Source organism: Pseudomonas sp. PS1(2021) (assembly GCF_020405165.1).
Taxonomy (GTDB): Bacteria; Pseudomonadota; Gammaproteobacteria; order Pseudomonadales; family Pseudomonadaceae; genus Pseudomonas; species Pseudomonas aeruginosa.
Window position 1 is genome coordinate 561,212 of the sequence record NZ_CP084484.1, and the last position, 21,885, is coordinate 583,096.

17 protein-coding genes are annotated in these 21,885 nt (G+C 57.9%); 16 read left to right on the forward strand and 1 reads right to left on the reverse strand.

Features of this window, described 5'->3' with window-relative positions; translation table 11 throughout:
* Positions 1 to 53 precede the first annotated feature (53 nt).
* Positions 54 to 1,388 carry a TRZ/ATZ family hydrolase gene (locus LE197_RS02785; protein WP_033971604.1) on the reverse strand — a complete coding sequence of 445 codons (1,335 nt, stop codon included), beginning with the start codon at positions 1,386 to 1,388 and terminating at the stop codon, positions 54 to 56.
* A gap of 109 nt (positions 1,389 to 1,497) precedes the next feature.
* Between LE197_RS02785 and mtnA the strand changes: the two genes are divergently transcribed.
* From mtnA to LE197_RS02865, 16 genes are all read left to right on the forward strand, one after another.
* Positions 1,498 to 2,574, forward strand: coding sequence for an S-methyl-5-thioribose-1-phosphate isomerase (gene mtnA / locus LE197_RS02790; RefSeq protein ID WP_033971602.1), 1,077 nt, complete (start codon positions 1,498 to 1,500; stop codon positions 2,572 to 2,574).
* 236 nt (positions 2,575 to 2,810) lie between these two features.
* Positions 2,811 to 5,576, forward strand: coding sequence for a DNA gyrase subunit A (gene gyrA, locus LE197_RS02795; protein WP_003116419.1), 2,766 nt, complete (start codon positions 2,811 to 2,813; stop codon positions 5,574 to 5,576).
* An 87-nt stretch (positions 5,577 to 5,663) separates the two neighbouring features.
* Positions 5,664 to 6,749, forward strand: coding sequence for a 3-phosphoserine/phosphohydroxythreonine transaminase (gene serC, locus LE197_RS02800; RefSeq protein WP_033978820.1), 1,086 nt, complete (start codon positions 5,664 to 5,666; stop codon positions 6,747 to 6,749).
* Entirely contained in the window at positions 6,749 to 7,846 is a 1,098-nt protein-coding gene (gene pheA / locus LE197_RS02805) for a prephenate dehydratase (protein ID WP_003091446.1), read from the forward strand. The genes serC and pheA overlap by 1 nt, the downstream gene beginning before the upstream one ends.
* 68 nt (positions 7,847 to 7,914) lie before the next feature.
* Positions 7,915 to 9,024, forward strand: a complete 1,110-nt coding sequence (gene hisC, locus LE197_RS02810; protein WP_033971597.1) for a histidinol-phosphate transaminase — start codon at positions 7,915 to 7,917, stop codon at positions 9,022 to 9,024.
* Positions 9,017 to 11,257, forward strand: coding sequence for a bifunctional prephenate dehydrogenase/3-phosphoshikimate 1-carboxyvinyltransferase (locus LE197_RS02815; RefSeq protein ID WP_033971594.1), 2,241 nt, complete (start codon positions 9,017 to 9,019; stop codon positions 11,255 to 11,257). The genes hisC and LE197_RS02815 overlap by 8 nt, the downstream gene beginning before the upstream one ends.
* Entirely contained in the window at positions 11,257 to 11,946 is a 690-nt protein-coding gene (gene cmk, locus LE197_RS02820) for a (d)CMP kinase (protein ID WP_033978822.1), read from the forward strand. The genes LE197_RS02815 and cmk overlap by 1 nt, the downstream gene beginning before the upstream one ends.
* Positions 11,947 to 12,213: 267 nt before the next feature.
* Positions 12,214 to 13,893 (forward strand): 30S ribosomal protein S1, encoded by a 1,680-nt coding sequence (rpsA, locus tag LE197_RS02825; RefSeq protein ID WP_003091442.1) that lies wholly within the window; start codon positions 12,214 to 12,216, stop codon positions 13,891 to 13,893.
* Between the two features lie 136 nt (positions 13,894 to 14,029).
* Positions 14,030 to 14,314, forward strand: a complete 285-nt coding sequence (gene ihfB / locus LE197_RS02830; RefSeq protein ID WP_003091441.1) for an integration host factor subunit beta — start codon at positions 14,030 to 14,032, stop codon at positions 14,312 to 14,314.
* 29 nt (positions 14,315 to 14,343) lie between these two features.
* Positions 14,344 to 14,604 (forward strand): lipopolysaccharide assembly protein LapA domain-containing protein, encoded by a 261-nt coding sequence (locus tag LE197_RS02835; protein ID WP_079743189.1) that lies wholly within the window; start codon positions 14,344 to 14,346, stop codon positions 14,602 to 14,604.
* A gap of 351 nt (positions 14,605 to 14,955) precedes the next feature.
* Positions 14,956 to 16,005 carry an LPS O-antigen chain length determinant protein WzzB gene (locus LE197_RS02840; protein WP_413247426.1) on the forward strand — a complete coding sequence of 350 codons (1,050 nt, stop codon included), beginning with the start codon at positions 14,956 to 14,958 and terminating at the stop codon, positions 16,003 to 16,005.
* Positions 16,006 to 16,091: 86 nt separating this feature from the next.
* Positions 16,092 to 17,357 carry a Vi polysaccharide biosynthesis UDP-N-acetylglucosamine C-6 dehydrogenase TviB gene (tviB, locus tag LE197_RS02845; RefSeq protein WP_057386782.1) on the forward strand — a complete coding sequence of 422 codons (1,266 nt, stop codon included), beginning with the start codon at positions 16,092 to 16,094 and terminating at the stop codon, positions 17,355 to 17,357.
* Positions 17,358 to 17,366: 9 nt separating this feature from the next.
* Positions 17,367 to 18,392, forward strand: coding sequence for an NAD-dependent epimerase/dehydratase family protein (locus LE197_RS02850; protein ID WP_079743188.1), 1,026 nt, complete (start codon positions 17,367 to 17,369; stop codon positions 18,390 to 18,392).
* Positions 18,393 to 18,453: 61 nt separating this feature from the next.
* The gene (locus LE197_RS02855; protein WP_058017410.1) at positions 18,454 to 19,743 is read left to right on the forward strand and encodes an oligosaccharide flippase family protein; all 1,290 of its coding nucleotides are present in this window, start codon (positions 18,454 to 18,456) and stop codon (positions 19,741 to 19,743) included.
* The gene (locus LE197_RS02860; protein WP_126547003.1) at positions 19,730 to 20,965 is read left to right on the forward strand and encodes an O-antigen ligase family protein; all 1,236 of its coding nucleotides are present in this window, start codon (positions 19,730 to 19,732) and stop codon (positions 20,963 to 20,965) included. The genes LE197_RS02855 and LE197_RS02860 overlap by 14 nt, the downstream gene beginning before the upstream one ends.
* Positions 20,946 to 21,881, forward strand: coding sequence for a glycosyltransferase family 2 protein (locus LE197_RS02865; protein ID WP_079753949.1), 936 nt, complete (start codon positions 20,946 to 20,948; stop codon positions 21,879 to 21,881). The genes LE197_RS02860 and LE197_RS02865 overlap by 20 nt, the downstream gene beginning before the upstream one ends.
* Positions 21,882 to 21,885: the final 4 nt, after the last annotated feature.

Below are 21,885 nucleotides of genomic sequence, written 5' to 3' on the forward strand. Positions count from 1 at the left end.
CGGCGGTTCGCCTTCCTATGTCAGTTTGTCGCAGCGGGCCGGCCCGCCGCGGTTCAGGACCTGTCGCTGGCGGCGATCTTCGCCCCCCATTCGCGGGCCCTGGCGATCAGGCGCTGTTCGTCGTGACGGAGCAGGCGGCCGTCGTCGAGGAGTTGCCTGCCGCCGACCCAGACATGCCGAACGCAGTCGCGGCCGCTGGCATAGATAAGTTGCGAAACCGGGTCGTAGACCGGTTGCTGGGCCAGGCCGGACAGGTCGAAGGCCACCAGGTCGGCGGCCTTGCCGGTTTCCAGGGAGCCGATCAGGCGCTCCAGGCCAAGCGCGCGGGCGCCGTTCAGGGTGGCCATGCGCAGCGCGCGATGGGCGTCGAGGGCGGTGGCCTGGCCGTACACGGCCTTGGCCAGCAGCGCCGCGGTGCGGGTCTCGCCGAGCAGGTCGAGGTCGTTGTTGCTCGCCGCACCGTCGGTGCCGATGGCTACGTTGACCCCGGCCTGCCAGAGCTTTTCCACCGGGCAGAAGCCGCTGGCCAGCTTGAGGTTGGATTCCGGGCAGTGGATCACCGAACTGTTGGTTTCCACCAGCATCGCCAGGTCGTCGTCGTCCACCTGGGTCATGTGCACCGCCTGGAAGCGCGGGCCGAGCAGGCCGAGGCGGTGCAGGCGGGCCAGCGGGCGCTCGCCGTTGCGCTCCATGGCCTGCTCCACCTCGAAGGCGGTCTCGTGGACGTGCATCTGGACGCTGGCGTCGAGTTCTTCGGTGAGCACCAGGATCTGCTCCAGCTTGTCGTCGCTCACCGTATAAGGTGCGTGCGGGCCGAAGGCGATGCGGATGCGTGGGTGGTGCTTGAGGTCGTCGAACAGCGCCATGCCCTGGCGGATCGCCTCGGCGCTGTCGCGGGCGCCGGGGATCGGGAAGTCCAGCACCGGGATCGCCACCTGGGCGCGTACCCCGCTGTCATGGACCACGCCGCAGATGGCCTGTGGATAGAAGTACATGTCGGAGAAACAGGTGATGCCGCCCTTTACCTGTTCGGCGATGGCCAGCTCCGTGCCGTCGCGGATGAAATCCTCGCTGACCCATTGGCCTTCGGCCGGCCAGATGTGGTCCTGCAGCCAGGTCATCAGCGGCAGGTCGTCGGCGAGACCGCGGAACAGACTCATCGCCGAATGGCCGTGGGCGTTGACCAGGCCGGGGGCGAGCAGCATGCCGGGCAATTCGCGGATTTCCGTGGCGCCATGGCGCATGGCCTGCTCGCGCGGCGCGACCAGGGCGATCTGGCCGTCGCGGATACCCAGCGCGTGATCGCGCAGCACCACCCCGGCGGGCTCCACGGGGACGATCCAGGTCGGCAGCAGGAGGAGGTCGAAGGGGTTACGGACGTTGGGCATGGCGGCGCATCCTGGGCGCAGAGCGGGAAGCCGGAAGTATACCCGAGCGTCCGCGGCTGGGGCTCGTTATAATCCGCAGCTTTTCCGTGATTCAGCGAGAGGTGTGTGCATGCGAGAGCGACTGCTGGCGGCCGAGCGGGTCAAGGCGATCGAGTGGCGGGACGGTACGCTGCGGTTGCTGGATCAGCGCCTGCTGCCCCAGGAGGAGGTCTGGCTCGAACACGAGTCGGCGGCCGAGGTGGCCAAGGCCATTCGCGATATGGTCGTGCGCGGCGCGCCGGCCATCGGCATCAGCGCCGCCTACGGTATCGTCCTTGGCGCCCGCGCGCGCCTGGCGCAGGGCGGCGACTGGCGCGCCGCGCTGGAGGAGGACTTCCGCCTGCTGGCCGACTCGCGACCCACGGCGGTCAACCTGTTCTGGGCGCTGAACCGCATGCGCGACCGTCTGGAGCGAATGAAAGAGGGCGACCGGCCGCTGGCGGTGCTGGAAGCCGAGGCGATCTCCATCCATGAAAGCGACCGCGAGGCCAACCTGACCATGGCCCAGTTGGGCATGGAGCTGATCCGCAAGCAGCAGGGCAGCCCGCAGAACATCCTCACCCACTGCAATACCGGCGCCCTGGCGACCGGCGGGTTCGGCACCGCGCTGGGGGTGATCCGCGCCGCGCACCTGGAAGGCCTGGTCAATCGCATCTACGCCGACGAAACCCGGCCCTGGCTCCAGGGCTCTCGGCTGACCGCCTGGGAGCTGGCCAACGAAGGCATCCCGGTCAGCCTGAACGTGGATTCGGCCGCCGCGCACCTGATGAAGACCGAGAACATCACCTGGGTCATCGTCGGCGCCGACCGCATCACCGCCAATGGCGATGTCGCCAACAAGATCGGCACCTACCAGTTGGCGGTCAACGCCATGCACCACGGCGTGCGCTTCATGGTGGTGGCGCCGAGTTCGACCATCGACATGAACCTGGAGAGCGGCGAGGACATCCCGATCGAAGAGCGCGACGGTCGCGAGCTGCTGGAAATCGGCGGGCGACGGGTGGCGGCCGAGGTCGATGCCTACAATCCGGTATTCGACGTGACCCCGGCGGATCTTATCGATGCCATCGTGACCGAGCGTGGCGTCGTCGAGCGTCCCGACGCCGAGCGCATGGCCGCCCTGATGAGCCGCAAGCGCCTGCATTGAACGAGGCGACTGGAGGTCGTCCCCGCCAGGGCCTTTGCCTTGGGCTGGGGCGTGGGCTGTGGTAAGCTCCGACGGTTATTCGAGCGCCCCGCGGAGGGGCCTCGAGAGTGCGCGAATCCTTGACTCAAGTCGTTGATTTGTAGTGAGTTGGCGCTGCTCGGGCATGCGCCGACCTACTTCGTTTGCCTCAGGATCGAGGCGGCGAAGTTCCACCAGAAAAAGGAACCAGGCTTCTCATGGGCGAACTGGCCAAAGAAATTCTCCCGGTCAATATCGAAGACGAGCTGAAACAGTCCTATCTCGACTACGCGATGAGCGTGATCGTCGGGCGGGCCCTGCCGGATGCACGTGACGGCCTGAAGCCGGTGCACCGCCGTGTGCTTTATGCCATGAGCGAGCTGGGCAACGACTGGAACAAGCCCTACAAGAAATCCGCCCGTGTGGTCGGCGACGTGATCGGTAAGTACCACCCACACGGCGACACCGCGGTCTACGACACCATCGTGCGCATGGCGCAGCCGTTCTCGCTGCGCTACATGCTGGTAGACGGCCAGGGCAACTTCGGTTCGGTGGACGGCGACAACGCCGCAGCCATGCGATACACCGAAGTGCGCATGGCCAAGCTGGCCCATGAACTGCTGGCGGACCTGGAAAAGGAAACCGTCGACTGGGTGCCCAACTACGATGGCACCGAGCAGATCCCGGCGGTCATGCCGACCAAGATTCCCAACCTGCTGGTCAACGGTTCCAGCGGTATCGCCGTGGGCATGGCGACCAACATCCCGCCGCACAACCTCGGCGAAGTGATCGATGGTTGCCTGGCGCTGATGGACAACCCCGACCTGACCGTCGATGAGCTGATGCAGTACATCCCCGGTCCGGACTTCCCCACCGCCGGTATCATCAACGGCCGCGCCGGGATCATAGAGGCCTACCGCACCGGGCGCGGGCGCATCTACATCCGCGCCCGCGCCGTCGTCGAGGAGATGGAGAAAGGCGGCGGCCGCGAGCAGATCATCATCACCGAGCTGCCGTACCAGTTGAACAAGGCGCGGTTGATCGAAAAGATCGCCGAGCTGGTGAAAGAGAAGAAGATCGAGGGTATTTCCGAGCTGCGCGACGAGTCCGACAAGGACGGCATGCGCGTGGTCATCGAGCTGCGTCGCGGCGAGGTGGGCGAGGTGGTCCTCAACAATCTCTATGCCCAGACCCAGCTGCAGAGCGTGTTCGGCATCAACGTGGTGGCCCTGGTCGACGGGCAGCCGCGCACGCTGAACCTGAAGGACATGCTCGAAGTGTTCGTCCGCCACCGCCGCGAAGTGGTGACCCGGCGTACCGTCTACGAGCTGCGCAAGGCCCGCGAGCGCGGGCACATCCTGGAAGGCCAGGCGGTAGCCCTGTCGAACATCGACCCGGTGATCGAGCTGATCAAGAGTTCGCCGACCCCGGCTGAGGCCAAGGAACGCCTGATCGCCACTGCCTGGGAGTCCAGCGCGGTGGAAGCGATGGTCGAGCGTGCCGGCGCCGACGCCTGTCGTCCGGAAGACCTGGATCCGCAGTACGGCCTGCGCGACGGCAAGTACTACCTGTCGCCGGAACAGGCCCAGGCGATCCTCGAGCTGCGCCTGCATCGCCTGACCGGCCTGGAGCATGAGAAGCTGCTCTCCGAATACCAGGAAATCCTCAACCTGATCGGCGAGCTGATCCGCATCCTGACCAATCCGGCGCGCCTGATGGAGGTGATCCGTGAGGAGCTGGAAGCGGTCAAGGCCGAATTCGGCGATGCTCGCCGCACCGAGATCGTGGCTTCCCAGGTCGACCTGACCATCGCCGACCTGATCACCGAGGAAGACCGCGTGGTGACCATCTCTCACGGCGGCTACGCCAAGTCCCAGCCGCTGGCCGCCTACCAGGCGCAGCGTCGCGGCGGCAAGGGCAAGTCCGCCACCGGGATGAAGGACGAGGACTACATCGAACACCTGCTGGTGGCCAACAGCCATGCGACCCTCCTGCTGTTCTCCAGCAAGGGCAAGGTCTACTGGCTGCGTACCTTCGAGATTCCGGAAGCCTCGCGTACCGCGCGTGGCCGGCCGCTGGTGAACCTGCTGCCGCTGGACGAGGGCGAGCGGATCACCGCGATGTTGCAGATCGACCTGGAGGCGCTGCAGCAGAACGGCGGCGCCGATGACGACCTCGACGAAGCCGAAGGCGCGGTGCTCGAGGGCGAGGTGGTCGAGGCCGCCGAGGTCGAGGAAGTCGAGGGCGAGACCGCCGAGCTGGTGGCCGAGCCGACCGGCGCCTACATCTTCATGGCCACCGCCTTCGGTACCGTGAAGAAGACCCCGCTGGTGCAGTTCAGCCGTCCGCGCAGCAGCGGCCTGATCGCGCTCAAGCTGGAAGAGGGCGACACCCTGATCGCCGCCGCGATCACCGATGGCGCCAAGGAAGTCATGCTGTTCTCCAGCGCCGGCAAGGTGATCCGCTTCGCCGAGAGCGTGGTGCGCATCATGGGCCGCAACGCCCGTGGCGTACGTGGCATGCGCCTGGGCAAGGGACAGCAGCTGATCTCCATGCTGATTCCGGAGTCCGGGGCGCAGATCCTCACCGCCTCCGAGCGCGGCTTCGGCAAGCGTACCCCGCTGAGCAAGTTCCCGCGTCGCGGCCGTGGCGGCCAGGGGGTGATCGCCATGGTCACCAACGAGCGCAACGGCGCGCTGATCGCCGCGGTACAGGTCCAGGAAGGCGAGGAGATCATGCTGATTTCCGACCAGGGCACCCTGGTGCGGACGCGTGTCGACGAAGTCTCCCTGTCCGGCCGCAATACCCAGGGCGTAACCCTGATCAAGCTCGCCAGCGACGAGGTACTGGTCGGTCTGGAGCGTGTCCAGGAGCCGTCGGGCGGGGATGACGAGGACCTGCCCGAGGGCGAGGAAGCTGCCGAATCGCTGGGCGAGTCGGCCGAATCCGAACCTGCGGCGGAAGCGGAAGGCAACGAAGAGTAAGGCTCGGGGCGGGTGCCTGCGCCCGCCCGGCCGATGACGTCGGCGGATAACTCACGGCTATCCGCCCTACCTATAGCGAGAGTGGATGTGAGCAAGCGAGCCTTCAATTTCTGCGCCGGTCCCGCGGCGCTTCCCGACGCAGTTCTGCAACGTGCCCAGGCCGAGCTTCTCGACTGGCGGGGCAAGGGCCTTTCGGTCATGGAAATGAGCCACCGTAGCGACGACTACGTGGCCATCGCCAGCAAGGCCGAGCAGGACCTGCGCGACCTGCTCGACATTCCCTCTGACTACAAGGTGCTGTTCCTGCAGGGCGGCGCCAGCCAGCAGTTCGCCGAGATCCCGCTGAACCTGCTGCCCGAAGATGGCGTCGCCGACTATATCGATACCGGTATCTGGTCGAAGAAGGCCATCGAGGAGGCCCGTCGCTATGGCAGCGTGAACGTCGCGGCCAGCGCCAAGGAGTACGACTACTTCGCCATTCCGGGTCAGAACGAGTGGACGCTGACCAAGGGTGCGGCCTATGTGCACTACGCCTCCAACGAGACCATCGGTGGCCTCGAGTTCGACTGGATTCCCGAGACCGGCGACGTACCGCTGGTCACCGACATGTCCTCCGATATCCTCTCGCGCCCGCTCGACGTGTCCCGCTTCGGCCTGATCTATGCCGGGGCGCAGAAGAACATCGGCCCGTCCGGCCTGGTGGTCGTGATCGTTCGCGAAGACCTGCTCGGCCGCGCCCGCAGCGTCTGCCCGACCATGCTCAACTACAAGATCGCCGCGGACAACGGTTCCATGTACAACACCCCGGCGACTTACTCCTGGTACCTGTCCGGCCTGGTCTTCGAATGGCTGAAGGAGCAGGGCGGGGTGACCGCGATGGAGCAGCGCAACCGCGCCAAGAAGGACCTGCTGTACAAGACCATCGATGCCAGCGACTTCTACACCAACCCGATCCAGCCGAGCGCCCGCTCCTGGATGAACGTGCCGTTCCGCCTGGCCGACGAGCGTCTCGACAAGCCGTTCCTGGAAGGCGCCGAGGCGCGCGGGCTGCTCAACCTGAAAGGCCACCGCTCGGTCGGCGGCATGCGCGCTTCCATCTACAACGCTCTTGGCCTGGACGCGGTCGAGGCGCTGGTCGCATACATGGCGGAGTTCGAGAAGGAGCACGGCTGATGGCGGACCAGGACCAGCTCAAGGCCTTGCGCCTGCGCATCGACAGCCTCGACGAGAAGTTGCTCGAGCTGATCAGCGAGCGTGCCCGTTGCGCCCAGGACGTGGCGCGAGTGAAGACCCAGACCCTGGGCGAGGGCGAGGCGCCGGTGTTCTACCGTCCCGAGCGCGAAGCCTGGGTGCTCAAGCACATCATGCAATTGAACAAGGGGCCGCTGGACAACGAAGAGGTCGCGCGACTGTTCCGCGAGATCATGTCGTCCTGCCTGGCGCTCGAGCAGCCGCTGAAAGTGGCCTATCTCGGACCCGAGGGCACCTTCACCCAGGCCGCGGCGCTCAAGCATTTCGGCAATGCGGTGATCAGCACGCCGATGGCGGCGATCGACGAGGTGTTCCGCGAGGTTGCCGCCGGCGCGGTGAACTTTGGCGTGGTGCCTGTGGAAAACTCCACCGAGGGAGCGGTCAACCATACCCTCGACAGCTTCCTCGAGCATGACATGGTGATCTGCGGCGAAGTCGAGCTGCGTATCCACCATCACCTGCTGGTCGGCGAAACCACCAAGACCGACAACATCACCCGGATCTATTCCCATGCCCAATCCCTCGCGCAATGTCGCAAGTGGCTGGACTCGCACTACCCGAGCGTCGAGCGGGTGGCGGTGTCGAGCAACGCCGACGCGGCCAAGCGGGTGAAGAGCGAGTGGAATTCGGCAGCGATCGCCGGCGACATGGCGGCCAGCCTGTACGACCTGAGTAAGTTGCACGAGAAGATCGAGGACCGCCCGGACAACTCCACGCGTTTCCTGATCATCGGCAACCAGGAGGTGCCGCCGACCGGCGACGACAAGACCTCGATCATCGTTTCCATGCGCAACAAGCCGGGGGCCCTGCACGAGTTGCTGGTACCGTTCCACAACAACGGTATCGACCTGACCCGCATCGAAACCCGTCCGTCGCGCAGCGGCAAATGGACCTACGTGTTCTTCATCGATTTCGTCGGCCACCATAAAGAACCGCTGATCAAGGACGTCCTGGAGAAGATCGGCCAGGAAGCCGTCGCCCTGAAGGTCCTGGGGTCCTATCCGAAAGCGGTGCTCTGAGCGCGCTGTCATTCCGAAGAGACGGGGCATCGATGAATGCCCCGTCCCGCGTCGAGGCTGAACTATCCATGTCCGATTTCCTTGCCCTGGCCCAGCCGGGGGTGCAAAAGCTGTCGCCCTACGTCCCTGGCAAGCCGGTGGACGAACTGGCCCGCGAGCTGGGCCTCGACCCTGCGGCGATCGTCAAGCTCGCCAGCAACGAGAATCCGCTGGGTGCGAGCCCACAGGCGCTGGAGGCAATCCGCGCCGAACTGGCGGAACTGACCCGTTATCCTGACGGCAACGGTTTCGAACTCAAGCGCAAGCTGGCCGAGCGTTGCGCGGTGGATGCGGCGCAGGTGACCCTGGGTAACGGCTCCAACGACATTCTCGACCTGGTCGCCCGTGCCTACCTCGCGCCTGGTCTGAACGCCGTGTTCAGCGAACATGCCTTCGCCGTCTACCCGATCGCCACCCAGGCCGTGGGCGCCGAGGGGCGGGCGGTCAAGGCGCGCGCCTGGGGGCATGACCTGGAGGCGATGCTCGCCGCCATCGATGGGCAAACTCGCGTAGTGTTCGTCGCCAACCCGAACAACCCGACCGGGACCTGGTTCGGTGCGGACGCCCTGGAGCGTTTCCTCGCCCGGGTGCCGGCGGAGGTGCTGGTGGTGCTGGACGAGGCCTATATCGAATATGCCGAGGGCGACGAGTTGCCCGATGGCCTGGACTACCTGGCGCGTCACCCCAACCTGCTGGTCTCGCGGACCTTCTCCAAGGCCTATGGCCTGGCTTCGCTACGGGTCGGCTACGCGCTTTCGAGCAAGGCGGTGGCCGATGTGCTCAACCGCGTGCGCCAGCCGTTCAATGTCAATAGCCTGGCCCTGGCGGCTGCCTGCGCGGCGCTGGACGACCATGACTACCTGGCGCAGAGTCGCCGCCTGAACGATTCCGGCATGGCGCAGTTGGAGGATGGTTTCCACGCGTTGGGCCTTTCCTGGATTCCCTCGAAGGGCAACTTCATCGCCGTGGATCTGGCTCGCGATGCCGGTCCGGTCTACCAGGCGCTGCTGCGCGAAGGCGTGATCGTGCGTCCGGTGGCTGGCTACGGGATGCCGACCTTCCTGCGCGTCTCCATCGGGCTGCCGGAAGAGAACGATCGTTTCCTCCAGGCGCTGGGCAAGGTGCTGGCGCATGACTGAGGTCACGCCGCTGCAACAGTCGACCCCTAAGCTGGGCCGCCTGGTGGTGGTGGGGCTGGGCCTGATCGGCGGCTCCTTCGCCAAGGGGTTGCGGAGCAAAGGGGTGTTCCGGGAAGTGGTCGGCGTGGATCGGGATGCCGAGTCTTGCCGCCTGGCGGTGGAGCTCGGCGTGGTCGACCGTTGCGAGGAGGATCTTGGCCGCGCCTGCGTCGGCGCCGACGTGATCCAGCTGGCGGTGCCGATCCTGGCGATGGAACGGGTGCTGGCCGACCTGGCGAAGCTCGACCTGGGCAAGGCTGTATTGACCGACGTTGGCAGCGCCAAGGGCAATATCGTGCGTGCCGCGCGTGCCGCGTTCGGTGGGATGCCGCGGTACCTGGTACCGGGGCATCCGATCGCGGGTTCCGAGCAGAGCGGAGTGACCGCGGCGAAGGCGACCCTGTTCCGCCGGCACAAGGTGATTCTCACGCCCTCCGCGGAGACCGATGCCGACGCGCTGGCGCTGGTCGACAGCCTGTGGCGCGCGCTGGGCGCGGATGTCGAGCATATGGAGGTCGAGCATCACGACGAGGTTCTGGCGGCCACCAGCCACCTGCCTCACCTGCTGGCCTTCACTCTGGTCGACTCCCTGGCCAAGCGCAGCGAGAACCTGGAGATCTTCCGCTATGCCGCCGGCGGTTTCCGTGATTTCACGCGGATCGCCGGCAGCGACCCGGTGATGTGGCACGACATCTTTCTCGCCAATCGCGAGGCGGTGCTGCGTACACTGGATGTTTTTCGTGACGACCTCGACGCGCTGCGCGAGGCCGTCGACACTGGGGACGGGCACCAGTTGTTGGGCGTTTTCACGCGCGCCCGGGTAGCCCGTGAGCATTTCAGCAAAATCCTGGCCCGTCGGGCCTATGTGGACGCCATGCACAACAACGACCTGATTTATCTGGCCCAGCCGGGCGGCAGCCTGTCCGGAACCATCCGGGTACCGGGCGACAAGTCGATTTCCCATCGCTCGATCATGCTCGGCTCCCTGGCCGAAGGCACCACCGAAGTGGAGGGCTTCCTCGAGGGCGAGGACGCACTGGCAACCATCCAGGCGTTCCGCGACATGGGGGTGGTGATCGAGGGGCCGCAGAACGGCCGCGTCACCGTCCATGGCGTTGGCCTGCACGGCCTCAAGGCCCCGCCTGGGCCGATCTACCTGGGTAACTCCGGTACTTCCATGCGTCTACTCAGCGGTCTGCTGGCGGCCCAGCCGTTCGACAGCACCCTGACCGGCGACGCTTCCCTTTCCAAGCGGCCGATGAATCGCGTAGCCAAGCCGCTGCGCGAGATGGGCGCGGTAATCGAGACGGGGCCGGAAGGTCGCCCGCCGATGACCATTCGCGGCGGCCAGCGCCTGACCGGTATGCATTACGACATGCCGATGGCCAGCGCCCAGGTGAAGTCCTGCCTGTTGCTCGCCGGGCTCTATGCCGCGGGCGAGACCTCGGTCACCGAACCGGCACCGACCCGCGACCACACCGAGCGCATGCTGCGCGGCTTCGGCTATCCGGTGGAGGTCGAGGGCAGCACCGCCAAGGTCGAATCCGGGCACAAGTTGAGCGCCACCCATATCGAGGTCCCGGCCGACATTTCCTCGGCAGCCTTCTTCCTGGTTGCCGCCAGTATCGCCGAAGGTTCGGAGCTGGTCCTGCAGCACGTCGGCATCAACCCGACGCGCATCGGCGTCATCGAGATACTGCGCCTGATGGGCGGTGACCTGAGCCTGGAAAACCAGCGCGAGGTCGGCGGCGAGCCGGTCGCCGACATCCGTGTGCGCTCCGCGCGGCTCAAGGGCATCGACATTCCCGAGGACCTGGTGCCACTGGCCATCGACGAGTTCCCGGTACTCTTCGTGGCTGCCGCCTGCGCCGAGGGGCGCACCGTCCTGCGTGGCGCCGAAGAGCTGCGGGTCAAGGAGTCGGACCGTATCCAGGTCATGGCCGACGGCCTGAAGGCCCTGGGCGTGAAGGCCGAGCCGACCCCGGATGGCATCGTCATCGAGGGTGGAGCGTTCGGAGGCGGTGAAGTCTGGGCGCACGGCGACCATCGTATCGCCATGTCCTTCAGCGTCGCTTCGCTGCGCGCCAGCGGGCCGATCCGCATCCACGATTGCGCCAACGTCGCCACCTCGTTCCCCAACTTCCTTGCCCTGTGTGCCCAGACCGGTATCCGGGTGGCCGTGGAGAACAACTGATGAACGGCGCTGTACCGATGCTCGCCATCGATGGCCCCAGTGGCGCCGGCAAGGGCACGGTCGCCGGGCTGCTCGCCCGGCGCCTGGGCTGGAACCTGCTGGATTCCGGGGCGCTTTATCGGCTGTTGGCGTTCGCCGCGGTCAACCATGGTGTCGACCTGACTAATGAAGAGGCGCTGAAGGTCCTGGCTGCGCACCTCGATGTGCAGTTCGTCGCCGCCGATGGCAGCCATGGGCAGCGCATCATTCTCGAAGGCGAGGAAGTGACCGATGTGATCCGTACCGAGCAGGTCGGTGCCGGCGCCTCGCAGGTCGCGGCGCTGCCGGCCGTGCGCGATGCGCTGCTGCAGCGCCAGCGGGCGTTTCGCGAGGTGCCGGGACTGGTGGCCGACGGACGCGACATGGGCACCGTGGTGTTTCCCGATGCGCCTCTGAAGATCTTCCTCACTGCCTCGGCGGAGGAGCGTGCGCGTCGACGCTACCTGCAGTTGAAGGCGAAGGGCGCGGATGTCGACCAGTCTGCCTTGCTGGAAGAAATCCGCGAGCGCGACGAGCGCGACAGCCAGCGCGCGGTCGCGCCGCTGAAACCGGCCGATGACGCGATCCTGCTGGACTCCACCGAAATGAGCATCGAGGCGGTGGTCGAGACGATCATCCGGCACTGCGAGCGGCAGGGCTGGGACGTCTGAGGTCTCGGCGCGGGAATTGACGATACAGGGCCTGGTTGCTAATATTCCAGACCTTATGTTGTGGTGTTTTGCAGGTGCGGCGAGGGTTGCCTCCCGACTTGCCTGACGCCATCGCAGAACAACCCAACTGGGCATTCCCATTCGGGAGTGCAATCAGAAGCTAGCAGGAAACCAGCACATTGTCCTGCGGCTTCATTTAATGACTTGACCGCATTGGCTGGTGATGCGGAATCGGGCCCTTCCGGGCCTTTGACTACAGGTATGAACATGAGCGAAAGCTTCGCAGAACTCTTTGAAGAAAGTCTGAAATCCCTCGACATGCAGCCGGGTGCCATCATCACCGGCATCGTGGTCGACATCGATGGTGACTGGGTCACCGTCCATGCCGGTCTGAAGTCCGAGGGCGTCATCCCGGTCGAGCAGTTCTACAACGAACAGGGCGAGCTGACCATCAAGGTGGGTGACGAAGTCCACGTCGCACTGGACGCGGTAGAAGACGGCTTTGGCGAGACCAAGCTGTCCCGCGAGAAAGCCAAGCGCGCCGAGAGCTGGATTGTTCTGGAAGCGGCTTTCGCTGCCGACGAAGTGGTCAAGGGCGTCATCAACGGCAAGGTCAAGGGCGGTTTCACCGTCGACGTCAACGGCATCCGCGCGTTCCTGCCGGGTTCGCTGGTCGACGTTCGTCCGGTTCGCGACACCACCCACCTGGAAGGCAAAGAGCTCGAGTTCAAGGTCATCAAGCTCGACCAGAAGCGCAACAACGTTGTCGTTTCCCGCCGCAGCGTCCTGGAAGCCGAGAACAGCGCCGAGCGTGAAGCTCTGCTGGAATCGCTGCAGGAAGGCCAGCAGGTCAAGGGTATCGTCAAGAACCTCACCGACTACGGCGCATTCGTGGATCTGGGCGGCGTAGACGGCCTGCTGCACATCACCGACATGGCCTGGAAGCGCATCAAGCATCCGTCCGAGATCGTCAACGTTGGCGACGAGATCGACGTCAAGGTCCTGAAGTTCGACCGCGAGCGCAACCGTGTGTCCCTGGGCCTGAAGCAACTGGGCGAAGACCCGTGGGTTGCCATCAAGGCGCGTTACCCGGAAGGCACCCGCGTCATGGCCCGCGTCACCAACCTCACCGACTACGGCTGCTTCGCCGAGCTGGAAGAGGGCGTGGAAGGCCTGGTACACGTCTCCGAAATGGACTGGACCAACAAGAACATCCATCCGTCGAAAGTCGTCCAGGTTGGCGACGAGGTGGAAGTTCAGGTTCTGGACATCGACGAAGAGCGTCGTCGTATCTCCCTGGGTATCAAGCAGTGCAAATCCAACCCGTGGGAAGACTTCTCCAGCCAGTTCAACAAGGGTGACCGTATCTCCGGTACCATCAAGTCGATCACCGACTTCGGTATCTTCATCGGTCTGGACGGCGGCATCGACGGCCTGGTCCACCTGTCCGACATCTCCTGGAACGAAGTCGGCGAAGAAGCCGTACGTCGCTTCAAGAAGGGCGACGAGCTGGAAACCGTCATCCTGTCGGTCGACCCGGAGCGCGAGCGCATCTCCCTGGGCATCAAGCAGCTGGAAGACGATCCGTTCTCCAACTACGCGTCCCTGCACGAGAAAGGCAGCATCGTCCGCGGTACCGTGAAGGAAGTCGACGCCAAGGGCGCTGTCATCAGCCTGGGCGATGACATCGAAGGTATCCTGAAGGCTTCCGAAATCAGCCGTGACCGCGTCGAAGATGCGCGCAACGTCCTGAAGGAAGGCGAGGAAGTCGAAGCCAAGATCATCAGCATCGACCGCAAGAGCCGCGTCATCAGCCTCTCCGTCAAGTCCAAGGACGTCGACGACGAGAAGGACGCAATGAAAGAACTGCGCAAGCAGGAAGTAGAAAGCGCTGGTCCGACCACCATCGGTGACCTGATCCGTGCTCAGATGGAGAATCAGGGCTAAGTCTCTGATCCATCATAAAAAAGGGCGGCCTAGGCCGCCCTTTTTCGTTTTCCCTTTCTTGGACCTGTTCAAAGACTGATCAGCATGCTAAAAGAGACCTGAGCTGATCTAGCCGCTTGAAAAAGAAGGGAAAACCATGACCAAGTCGGAGTTGATCGAACGGATCGTTACCCATCAGGGGCAACTGTCCGCGAAGGATGTCGAGTTGGCAATCAAGACCATGCTGGAGCAAATGTCCCAGGCCCTGGCGACCGGGGACCGGATCGAGATCCGTGGTTTCGGCAGCTTTTCCTTGCACTACCGCGCCCCGCGCGTCGGTCGCAACCCCAAGACCGGGGAGTCGGTACGCCTCGACGGCAAGTTCGTGCCGCACTTCAAGCCGGGCAAGGAGTTGCGGGATCGGGTCAACGAGCCGGAGTGATCTTGGCGGCGATTAAGAGGGAGTTTTCCATGCGATGGTTCAGACGGATTTTGACTGCGGTGGTTGTACTGATGGTTGCGCTGACGGTCATCATTTTTGTCTTGGAAAATCAAAGTGGTGTCAATCTATCTTTCCTTGGGTGGCGCACGCCTGAGGGGCCATTATCCTTGTTTGTATCTTTAGCCTTTGTTCTCGGTGGTTTAGGTGGAGTACTCAGCGGCATGTGGCTCCGTTTGATAGGTTCCGTATCCAAAGGCCATCTGCCAGTTCGTCGTGAAGCTATGAAATAGCTCTACTCCTCTGCGTTTCAGTTGATGATATCCCTTGCTATTTTCACTTCGTTGAGCGAGGGCGTTTCTCTATCCACTGCCGGCATGCTGTTGACGGTGGGAAAGGAAGAGGGGCGGCAACTAATTTCTAGCTAGAATGTCTAAAAGGGCTGCGGTATACCCTGCTTAGGAGGGTGTGCCATGCAGTTGTTGTCGGCATCCAGTCGCTAGTGCTGATTGCCGACCCAGATCGGTAGCAGCGGTGTAACTGCTTGTAATCTTGGAGCATGCTGTCAAAATGCAGCAGCTTCAGCCCATAGCTTTGCTCATGCTGCTGGTGATTTCCGCCAACCAATCAAAGACGGACTAGTTGTGACAGAAGAAACCTTTTTCCAGCGCGTGGCCAAAAATGAAGAGTTCGATCTGATAGGGCTTTTACGAGGCTTGTGGGCTGAAAAGTGGCTGATAGCTTGTATAACGATATTGACTACATCCTTGGTCGGGACATATGCCTTTTTAAGTAAGCCGGTTTATGAGGCACGTATAGCGGTACTCCCTCCATCATGGAGCAGTATTGCAGGATTTAATTTGGGGCGAGCCGATAATGGATTAACCACATTCTCCGTTAATGATGTTTATTCCGTTTTTTTGCGAAATCTTTTAGCTGAAGAGACTCGGAGAAATTTTTTTCGCGAAGTTTATCTGCCTTCCTTGAGTGAAAACGAGCGCTCTGGTTCGAAAGATCGTCTTTATTCGAATCTTTCTGAAGAAATGGAAATACAGAGACCTAGTAAGGATGAGCGTGAGCGCTACACCGTGATCTTTGAAAAGCACGATCCCGGTCAGGCGGCTGACTGGGGGCGTAGATATATAAAGCTGGCTGCCGAAGGCTCCATGAAGGAAATGCAAGACGCCGTGCAGCGAGAGTTTGAGGTAAAAAGTCGGAATATTCAGCAACAGATAGATATTTTGCGCGATGCGGCGAAGGCGCGTCGTGAAGACCGCATCAATCGTTTGAAAGAAGCTTATCAAATAGCCGAGTCGCTGAAGTTGGAAAATCCCCCTTTGATTGGCGGGCAGATGGATCAGCAGCTTTCTTCTATCATGGAGGGAGCATTGATGTATATGAGAGGTACCAAGGCCTTGCGGGCAGAAATCAGGGCTTTGGAAGAGCGAACGTCGGACGATCCATTCATTCCTGCTTTGCGAAATTTGCAAGAAAAGCAAGCTATGTATTCTACTTTGAAATTGGACGTAAATAAGGTCGCGGTATTCAGGCAGGATGGAGTAGCCGAAGTGCCGGATGATCCAGTTCGCCCGAAGAAGGGAATACTTCTAGTGCTGGGTGCGCTCTCTGGACTCGTTTGGGGAGTGATGATTGCTTTCATCGTTATGGCCGTTAGAAGGTCTCGCGCAAAATAGTCTATATATTTACTGCTATTTGGATTTTTGGATATTCAAGAGAGCTTTACAATTCTGGTTTGGCTTTATAGTTGGAGGTTCCTTTCATGGATATTAAGGCCGCTGTTGTCGGGTTGGGGTATGTTGGGCTACCTCTGGCTGTGGAGTTTGGAAAGAAGCGATCCGTCACAGGTTTCGATATAAATCATAGTCGTATTCGAGATCTGCAGAAAGGGTATGATTCTACTCTTGAGGTCGAAAAGGAAGAGCTGGAAAGTGCTGTACATCTGAAATTTACTTCCACTCTGAGTGAGCTTCAAGAGTGTAATTTCTTTATTGTTACTGTGCCTACACCCATTGATGAACATAAACAGCCTGATTTGACGCCTCTGGTGAAGGCATCTGAGAGTATCGCCAAGGTTCTGAAAAAGAATGACATCGTGGTGTATGAGTCCACGGTCTATCCTGGTGCGACTGAGGAAGTGTGCGTGCCCGTTCTGGAAAGGGAATCCGGGCTAAGATTTAATTCTGATTTTTTTGTAGGCTATAGTCCTGAACGTATAAACCCGGGGGACAAAGAGCATCGTGTCTCGACAATCAAGAAAGTAACTTCAGGGTCTACCCCTGAAGTAGCAGAGATAGTCGATTCTCTTTATAGGGAAATAATTACGGCTGGGACTCATAAGGCTGAGAGCATAAAAGTAGCAGAAGCTGCCAAGGTTATTGAAAATACTCAACGTGATCTAAATATTGCGCTTATAAATGAGCTGGCAATTATTTTCAATAAACTTGAGATTGATACCGAGTCCGTGCTGCAGGCGGCAGGAACGAAGTGGAATTTCCTCCCCTTTAGGCCGGGTCTTGTTGGTGGGCACTGTATTGGTGTAGATCCTTATTACCTTACCCATAAGGCTCAAAGCATAGGTTATCATCCGGAAATCATACTGGCAGGGCGACGTCTCAATGATGGCATGGGTGCGTATGTAGTTTCTCAGCTGGTCAAAGCCATGCTAAGAAAGCGTATTCATGTAGACGGCGCTCGTGTTTTGGTCATGGGGTTGACCTTCAAAGAGAACTGTCCCGATTTACGAAATACAAAGGTCGTGGATATAGTTCGGGAGTTGGCCGAATACAATATCGCCGTGGATGTATATGATCCTTGGGTAAGTGTTGAAGAGGCTCAGCATGAGTATGGGCTTACTCCTATTTCCGCGCCCGTCGAGGGCAACTATGATGCGGTTGTCCTAGCGGTAGCTCATAACGAGTTCAAGGAGCTTGGTGCGGATAAGATCAGGGCATTCGGGAAACTTGAAAGTGTAATATATGATTTGAAGTTTATCTTGGATAAGTCAGATTCTGACTTGCGCTTGTAAGGAGGGGTCATGAACGCTTACGCTAAGGCTTTAAGTAGGCTAGAGACTACTACTAGTAGTTGGCTGGTCACTGGGGTTGCCGGTTTTATTGGATCGAATCTTCTGGAGTTACTTCTGAAATTTAATCAGAAGGTTGTGGGGTTGGATGATTTTTCTACCGGGCATATGTATAACCTTGATGAAGTGAGGGGGCTTGTTGGCGAGGAGAGATGGAGGAACTTCAAGCTTATACAGGGGGATATCAGAGACATTGGTGATTGCAGGCGTGCAGTCGAGGGCGTCGATTATGTTCTTCATCAGGCCGCCTTGGGTTCCGTTCCTCGCTCAATTGCAGATCCGATTACTACAAACTCGGTAAATATCTCAGGATTTCTGAATATCCTCGTGGCGTCCAAAGAGGCGGGGGTTAAGAGCCTTACCTATGCAGCTAGTAGTTCAACCTATGGTGACCACCCAGGATTGCCTAAGGTAGAGGAAGTTATAGGGAAACCACTGTCGCCCTATGCAGTAACCAAGTACGTCAATGAGCTTTATGCTGATGTCTTTTCGCGCTGCTATGGCTTCAACTTGATTGGTTTGAGATATTTTAATGTTTTTGGAAAACGGCAGGATCCTAATGGGGCCTATGCTGCAGTGATTCCAAAATGGATTTCAGCTATGATAAAGGGTGAGCCCGTATATATTAATGGGGATGGTGAAACTAGTCGGGATTTTTGCTTCATTAATAATGTGATAAAAGCGAATCTGCTGGCTGCTTTTTGTGAAACCGAAGAGGCAAAAAATCAGGTTTATAATGTTGCTTATGGTGGTCGCACAACATTGGGTCAGCTTTTTGACTCGCTAAAAGTTGAGCTTTCCCGGAACGGTATTAACTATGAGCAAGGACCTATTTATAGGGAGTTTCGTGCGGGGGATGTACGTCACTCTCAAGCGGAAATCAAAAAGGCTCAAGCCTATCTAGGCTATAATCCCGAATATGATATCCAGGCTGGTATTGCTGAGGCTATGCCTTGGTATATATCTTTTGTAAAGTAGGCTCTTGGAAGATGAAGCTCTATTCAAGCAGTTTCCTGAATAGCTCTGAGAGTAAGCTTGCATGAATCCAAAAAATATATTTTGGAATCTGCTGGGATTAGGGCTTCCTTTAATTATTGCCGCTCTGACAGTGCCACATCTCATTGCCACTGTAGGAGTTGAAAGGTTTGGCTTTCTTGCTCTGTCATGGGGGCTTATTGGCTATGCCGGAATACTTGATCTGGGGATAGGTCGAGCTGTTACTCAGAAACTCTCCTCTATTCGTGGCTCTGATGAGGAGATGAATTCATACACAATAATGAGTACAGCTATTCGGATCACCGCCATTGTTGGTGGGCTGGGCTTTTCCCTGATTATCATATTTGGCCTCCTGGGGGGCGGAGAATTTTTTTCCCATAAAGATGTCAGTTCGCTTGAGCTAGAATTCTCTGTTTTACTATTGGCTTTTGCCTTACCTTTGCAAGCTATAAGTGCTACCTATAGAGGGGTGAATGAGGCGTATCTCAACTTCAAAGGGATCAACCTCTTACGTATCTTTCTTGGGGCGACTAATTTTGGTGGTCCTTTTCTAGTTTCTTTCTATGCAAAGGATCTTCATTATCTTGTAACTACCCTTGTCCTGTCTCGGGCTTTGGCTTTCTTTATATTCCGGCGTTTAGCTCATGGAGTACTCAAAGAAACACTGGTGGAGAGAAGTTGCAAATATGATCGGCGTCAGGCTGTTGAGTTGTTCCGATTTGGTGGTTGGGTCACTGTAAGTAGTATAATAAATCCTTTTCTTGTTCAGTCCGATAGGTTTTTTATTGGTGTTTTATTGTCTGCTGCAGCGGTAACCTCTTATGTAATTCCATATGAAATCACTATTCAGTCGATGATCCTTGTGGGTGCTGTTTCCACCGTTGCCTTTCCGTCTATATCAAATTTAATTCGCACTTCCTTTGCTGAAGCTCTGGAGTGTTTTAATAAATGGCTCTTGCGTGTGCTGTTGATAATGGGAGGAGGGATGCTTTGCCTGGCTTTTCTTTTGCCCTTTATTTTGAAGTTGTGGGTGGGGGATTATATAGGGGACGACTCTATCAGTGTAGGAAGGATCCTTTGTCTTGGAGTGTTTTTCAATGCGTTGGGTGCTATGTTCTATTCTTTCTTGCATGCCAACGCCAAGGTGAAAGAAACTGCAATTTTGCACTCCATAGAGCTACCAATATTTATCCTCATTTTGATTATTCTGATTCCACGACATGGGATCGTGGGGGCGGCTGTTGCGTGGTCGCTGAGAACATTAGTGGATACCATAGTGCTTGCTGTTTTGAGCTATTTTTCAGGCTGGAGAGTGAAATTTGCTAACTGCTAGTGCAAGAGTCGCCAGCTTTTTTATTGCTACTCTTCTGATTTTTTCTTTGGTTTTTCCTACGGCTTTGATCGGTATTAAATTCATTTTACTGATCTTGGCATTATTGTTTACGCTTATCTCTAGCCTCGCTCGGGCTGATCTGAACCTATATGTACTATTGGCTGGATTGTTTTATAGCGGTGTAGGGTTGGTTTGGTCTATTTATGGTGAGTTGAGGGGGAATGCAGGGGCTCTACAGGTACTTACCGTCATGGTGGTATATCCTGTTCTCTTCGTTTTGTTGGCAGTTTCTTATAGAGGACAATCTGAGGCGCTAGGTAAGTTGTTTTTTTACGCGGCACTTTTGATAGCTGTTCTTGATATATTTTTCGTTTTTGGTAATTACCTTTTTTCCTACAATCCAGTTTATGAGTCCATGGCTGCGATGTATGGCGATGCTGCTGTGGTGGATAATGCGGGAAGATATATAAAGTTTACGCTTCCCAATGTTTCATCTTTGATATTCTTGATCCCCTATGTGGTCAGTTATCTTCTGTGCCGAAAATTCTCTCTTTCCGGTCTATTTCTTCTGGCCCTTTTGCTACTGGTAGCATTTGTTTCAGGCAGGAGAGCACTGTTGCTTGTTGCTTTTACAGCACCTTTCTTGGCTTATTTTCTTACCATGGGTGCCGACCGTTTTCAATGGAAAGTCATTTCTCGTGTTTTACTGGTTTTTATAGTCTTCATGTTGGGTTTTTTGATTTTTTATAATACGTATCCTGAGTATGTCGAAAACCTTTTTTTATCCATAAGTAATTTTTCAGATAATGATAGCAATCTTGAGCGACGGTATCAGTTCGAAGCCTTGATGAAGGGAGTCTATCAGCAACCATTCTTCGGAATGGGCGCAGGAGCTATTGCTGATTATATTCGTTCGGAAGAAATGCCGTGGGCGTATGAACTTTTCTATGTTTCACTTGTTTTTCAATATGGGATTCTGGGTTTCTTGTTCTATGCTTTGGGCGTGCTTTTTTTGCTTGTCTTTCTAGTTTTGCGTGTGAGAAAAATTGGAAGGAGAAGCTTTGAGTTTTGCTATCTGTCCGGCATGTTAGCATTCCTAATGGCTACGGCAACCAATCCATATTTGGCAAAATTTGATTATATGTGGGTAATATTTATTCCGGTAGCATTGCTTAATTACAGTGCCGTTTCTAGGGGGAAGGATGGAAAGTCCAATTATTGATGTTGTCGTTGTTAACTGGAATGCGGGCCTTCAGTTGCGTGCCTGTGTTGACTCCATTTTTAAAAACTCTTCCGGACTGATAAGAAAAGTCATTGTGATCGATAATGGCTCTAACGATAACTCTTGTGCCCTTCTTGGTGAACGGGAGAATCTTGAGGTCGTGTTGACAGGAGAGAATCTCGGTTTCGCTACAGCCTGCAATCTCGGAGCTTCCAAAGGAAAGGCTGAATATATACTTTTCCTGAATCCAGATGCGGAACTCTATGAAGAGACGATAGGTTCTGTTGTTCGCTTCATGAATAGATCCGAAAACTCTAAGGTAGGAGTTTGTGGAGTGCAATTAATCGATGAACAAGGACAGGTTAGTCGTAGCTGTGCTCGATTTCCCTCTTCCGCAAGAATGTTGATGCATACTATGGGCGTTGATCGAATCTTTCCTGCTCTCGGATATGCAATGACTGATTGGGATCACTTGTCATCCAGGCCTGTAGATCATGTTATCGGAGCGTTCTATTTTGTAAGGCGGCATGTTTTCAAGCTGGTCGGTGGCTTTGATGAGCGCTTCTTCGTCTATCTAGAGGACCTTGATCTGTCTTACCGTATATCCTGTTCTGGATGGAGTAGTTTTTACCTTTCCACTGCCCAGGCATTCCATGCCGGTGGAGGTGCCTCAAGGCAGATCAAGGCGCGGCGGCTTTTCTACTCCCTGAGAAGCCGACTTATCTATATTTTCAAGAACCTTCCGACCGTTTCTGCGTTTTTGATTCTGTTGTCCAGCTTGTTTTTTGAGCCTGTCATTAGATCTATGTTTTCCATGGTTAAACTTTCCTTTCCTGCTCTTCGGGAAACCTGGTCAGCTTATTTAATGCTTTACCGCTGGTTGCCGAAGTGGATTTTCTTTAACGCTACGCGATAGCTAT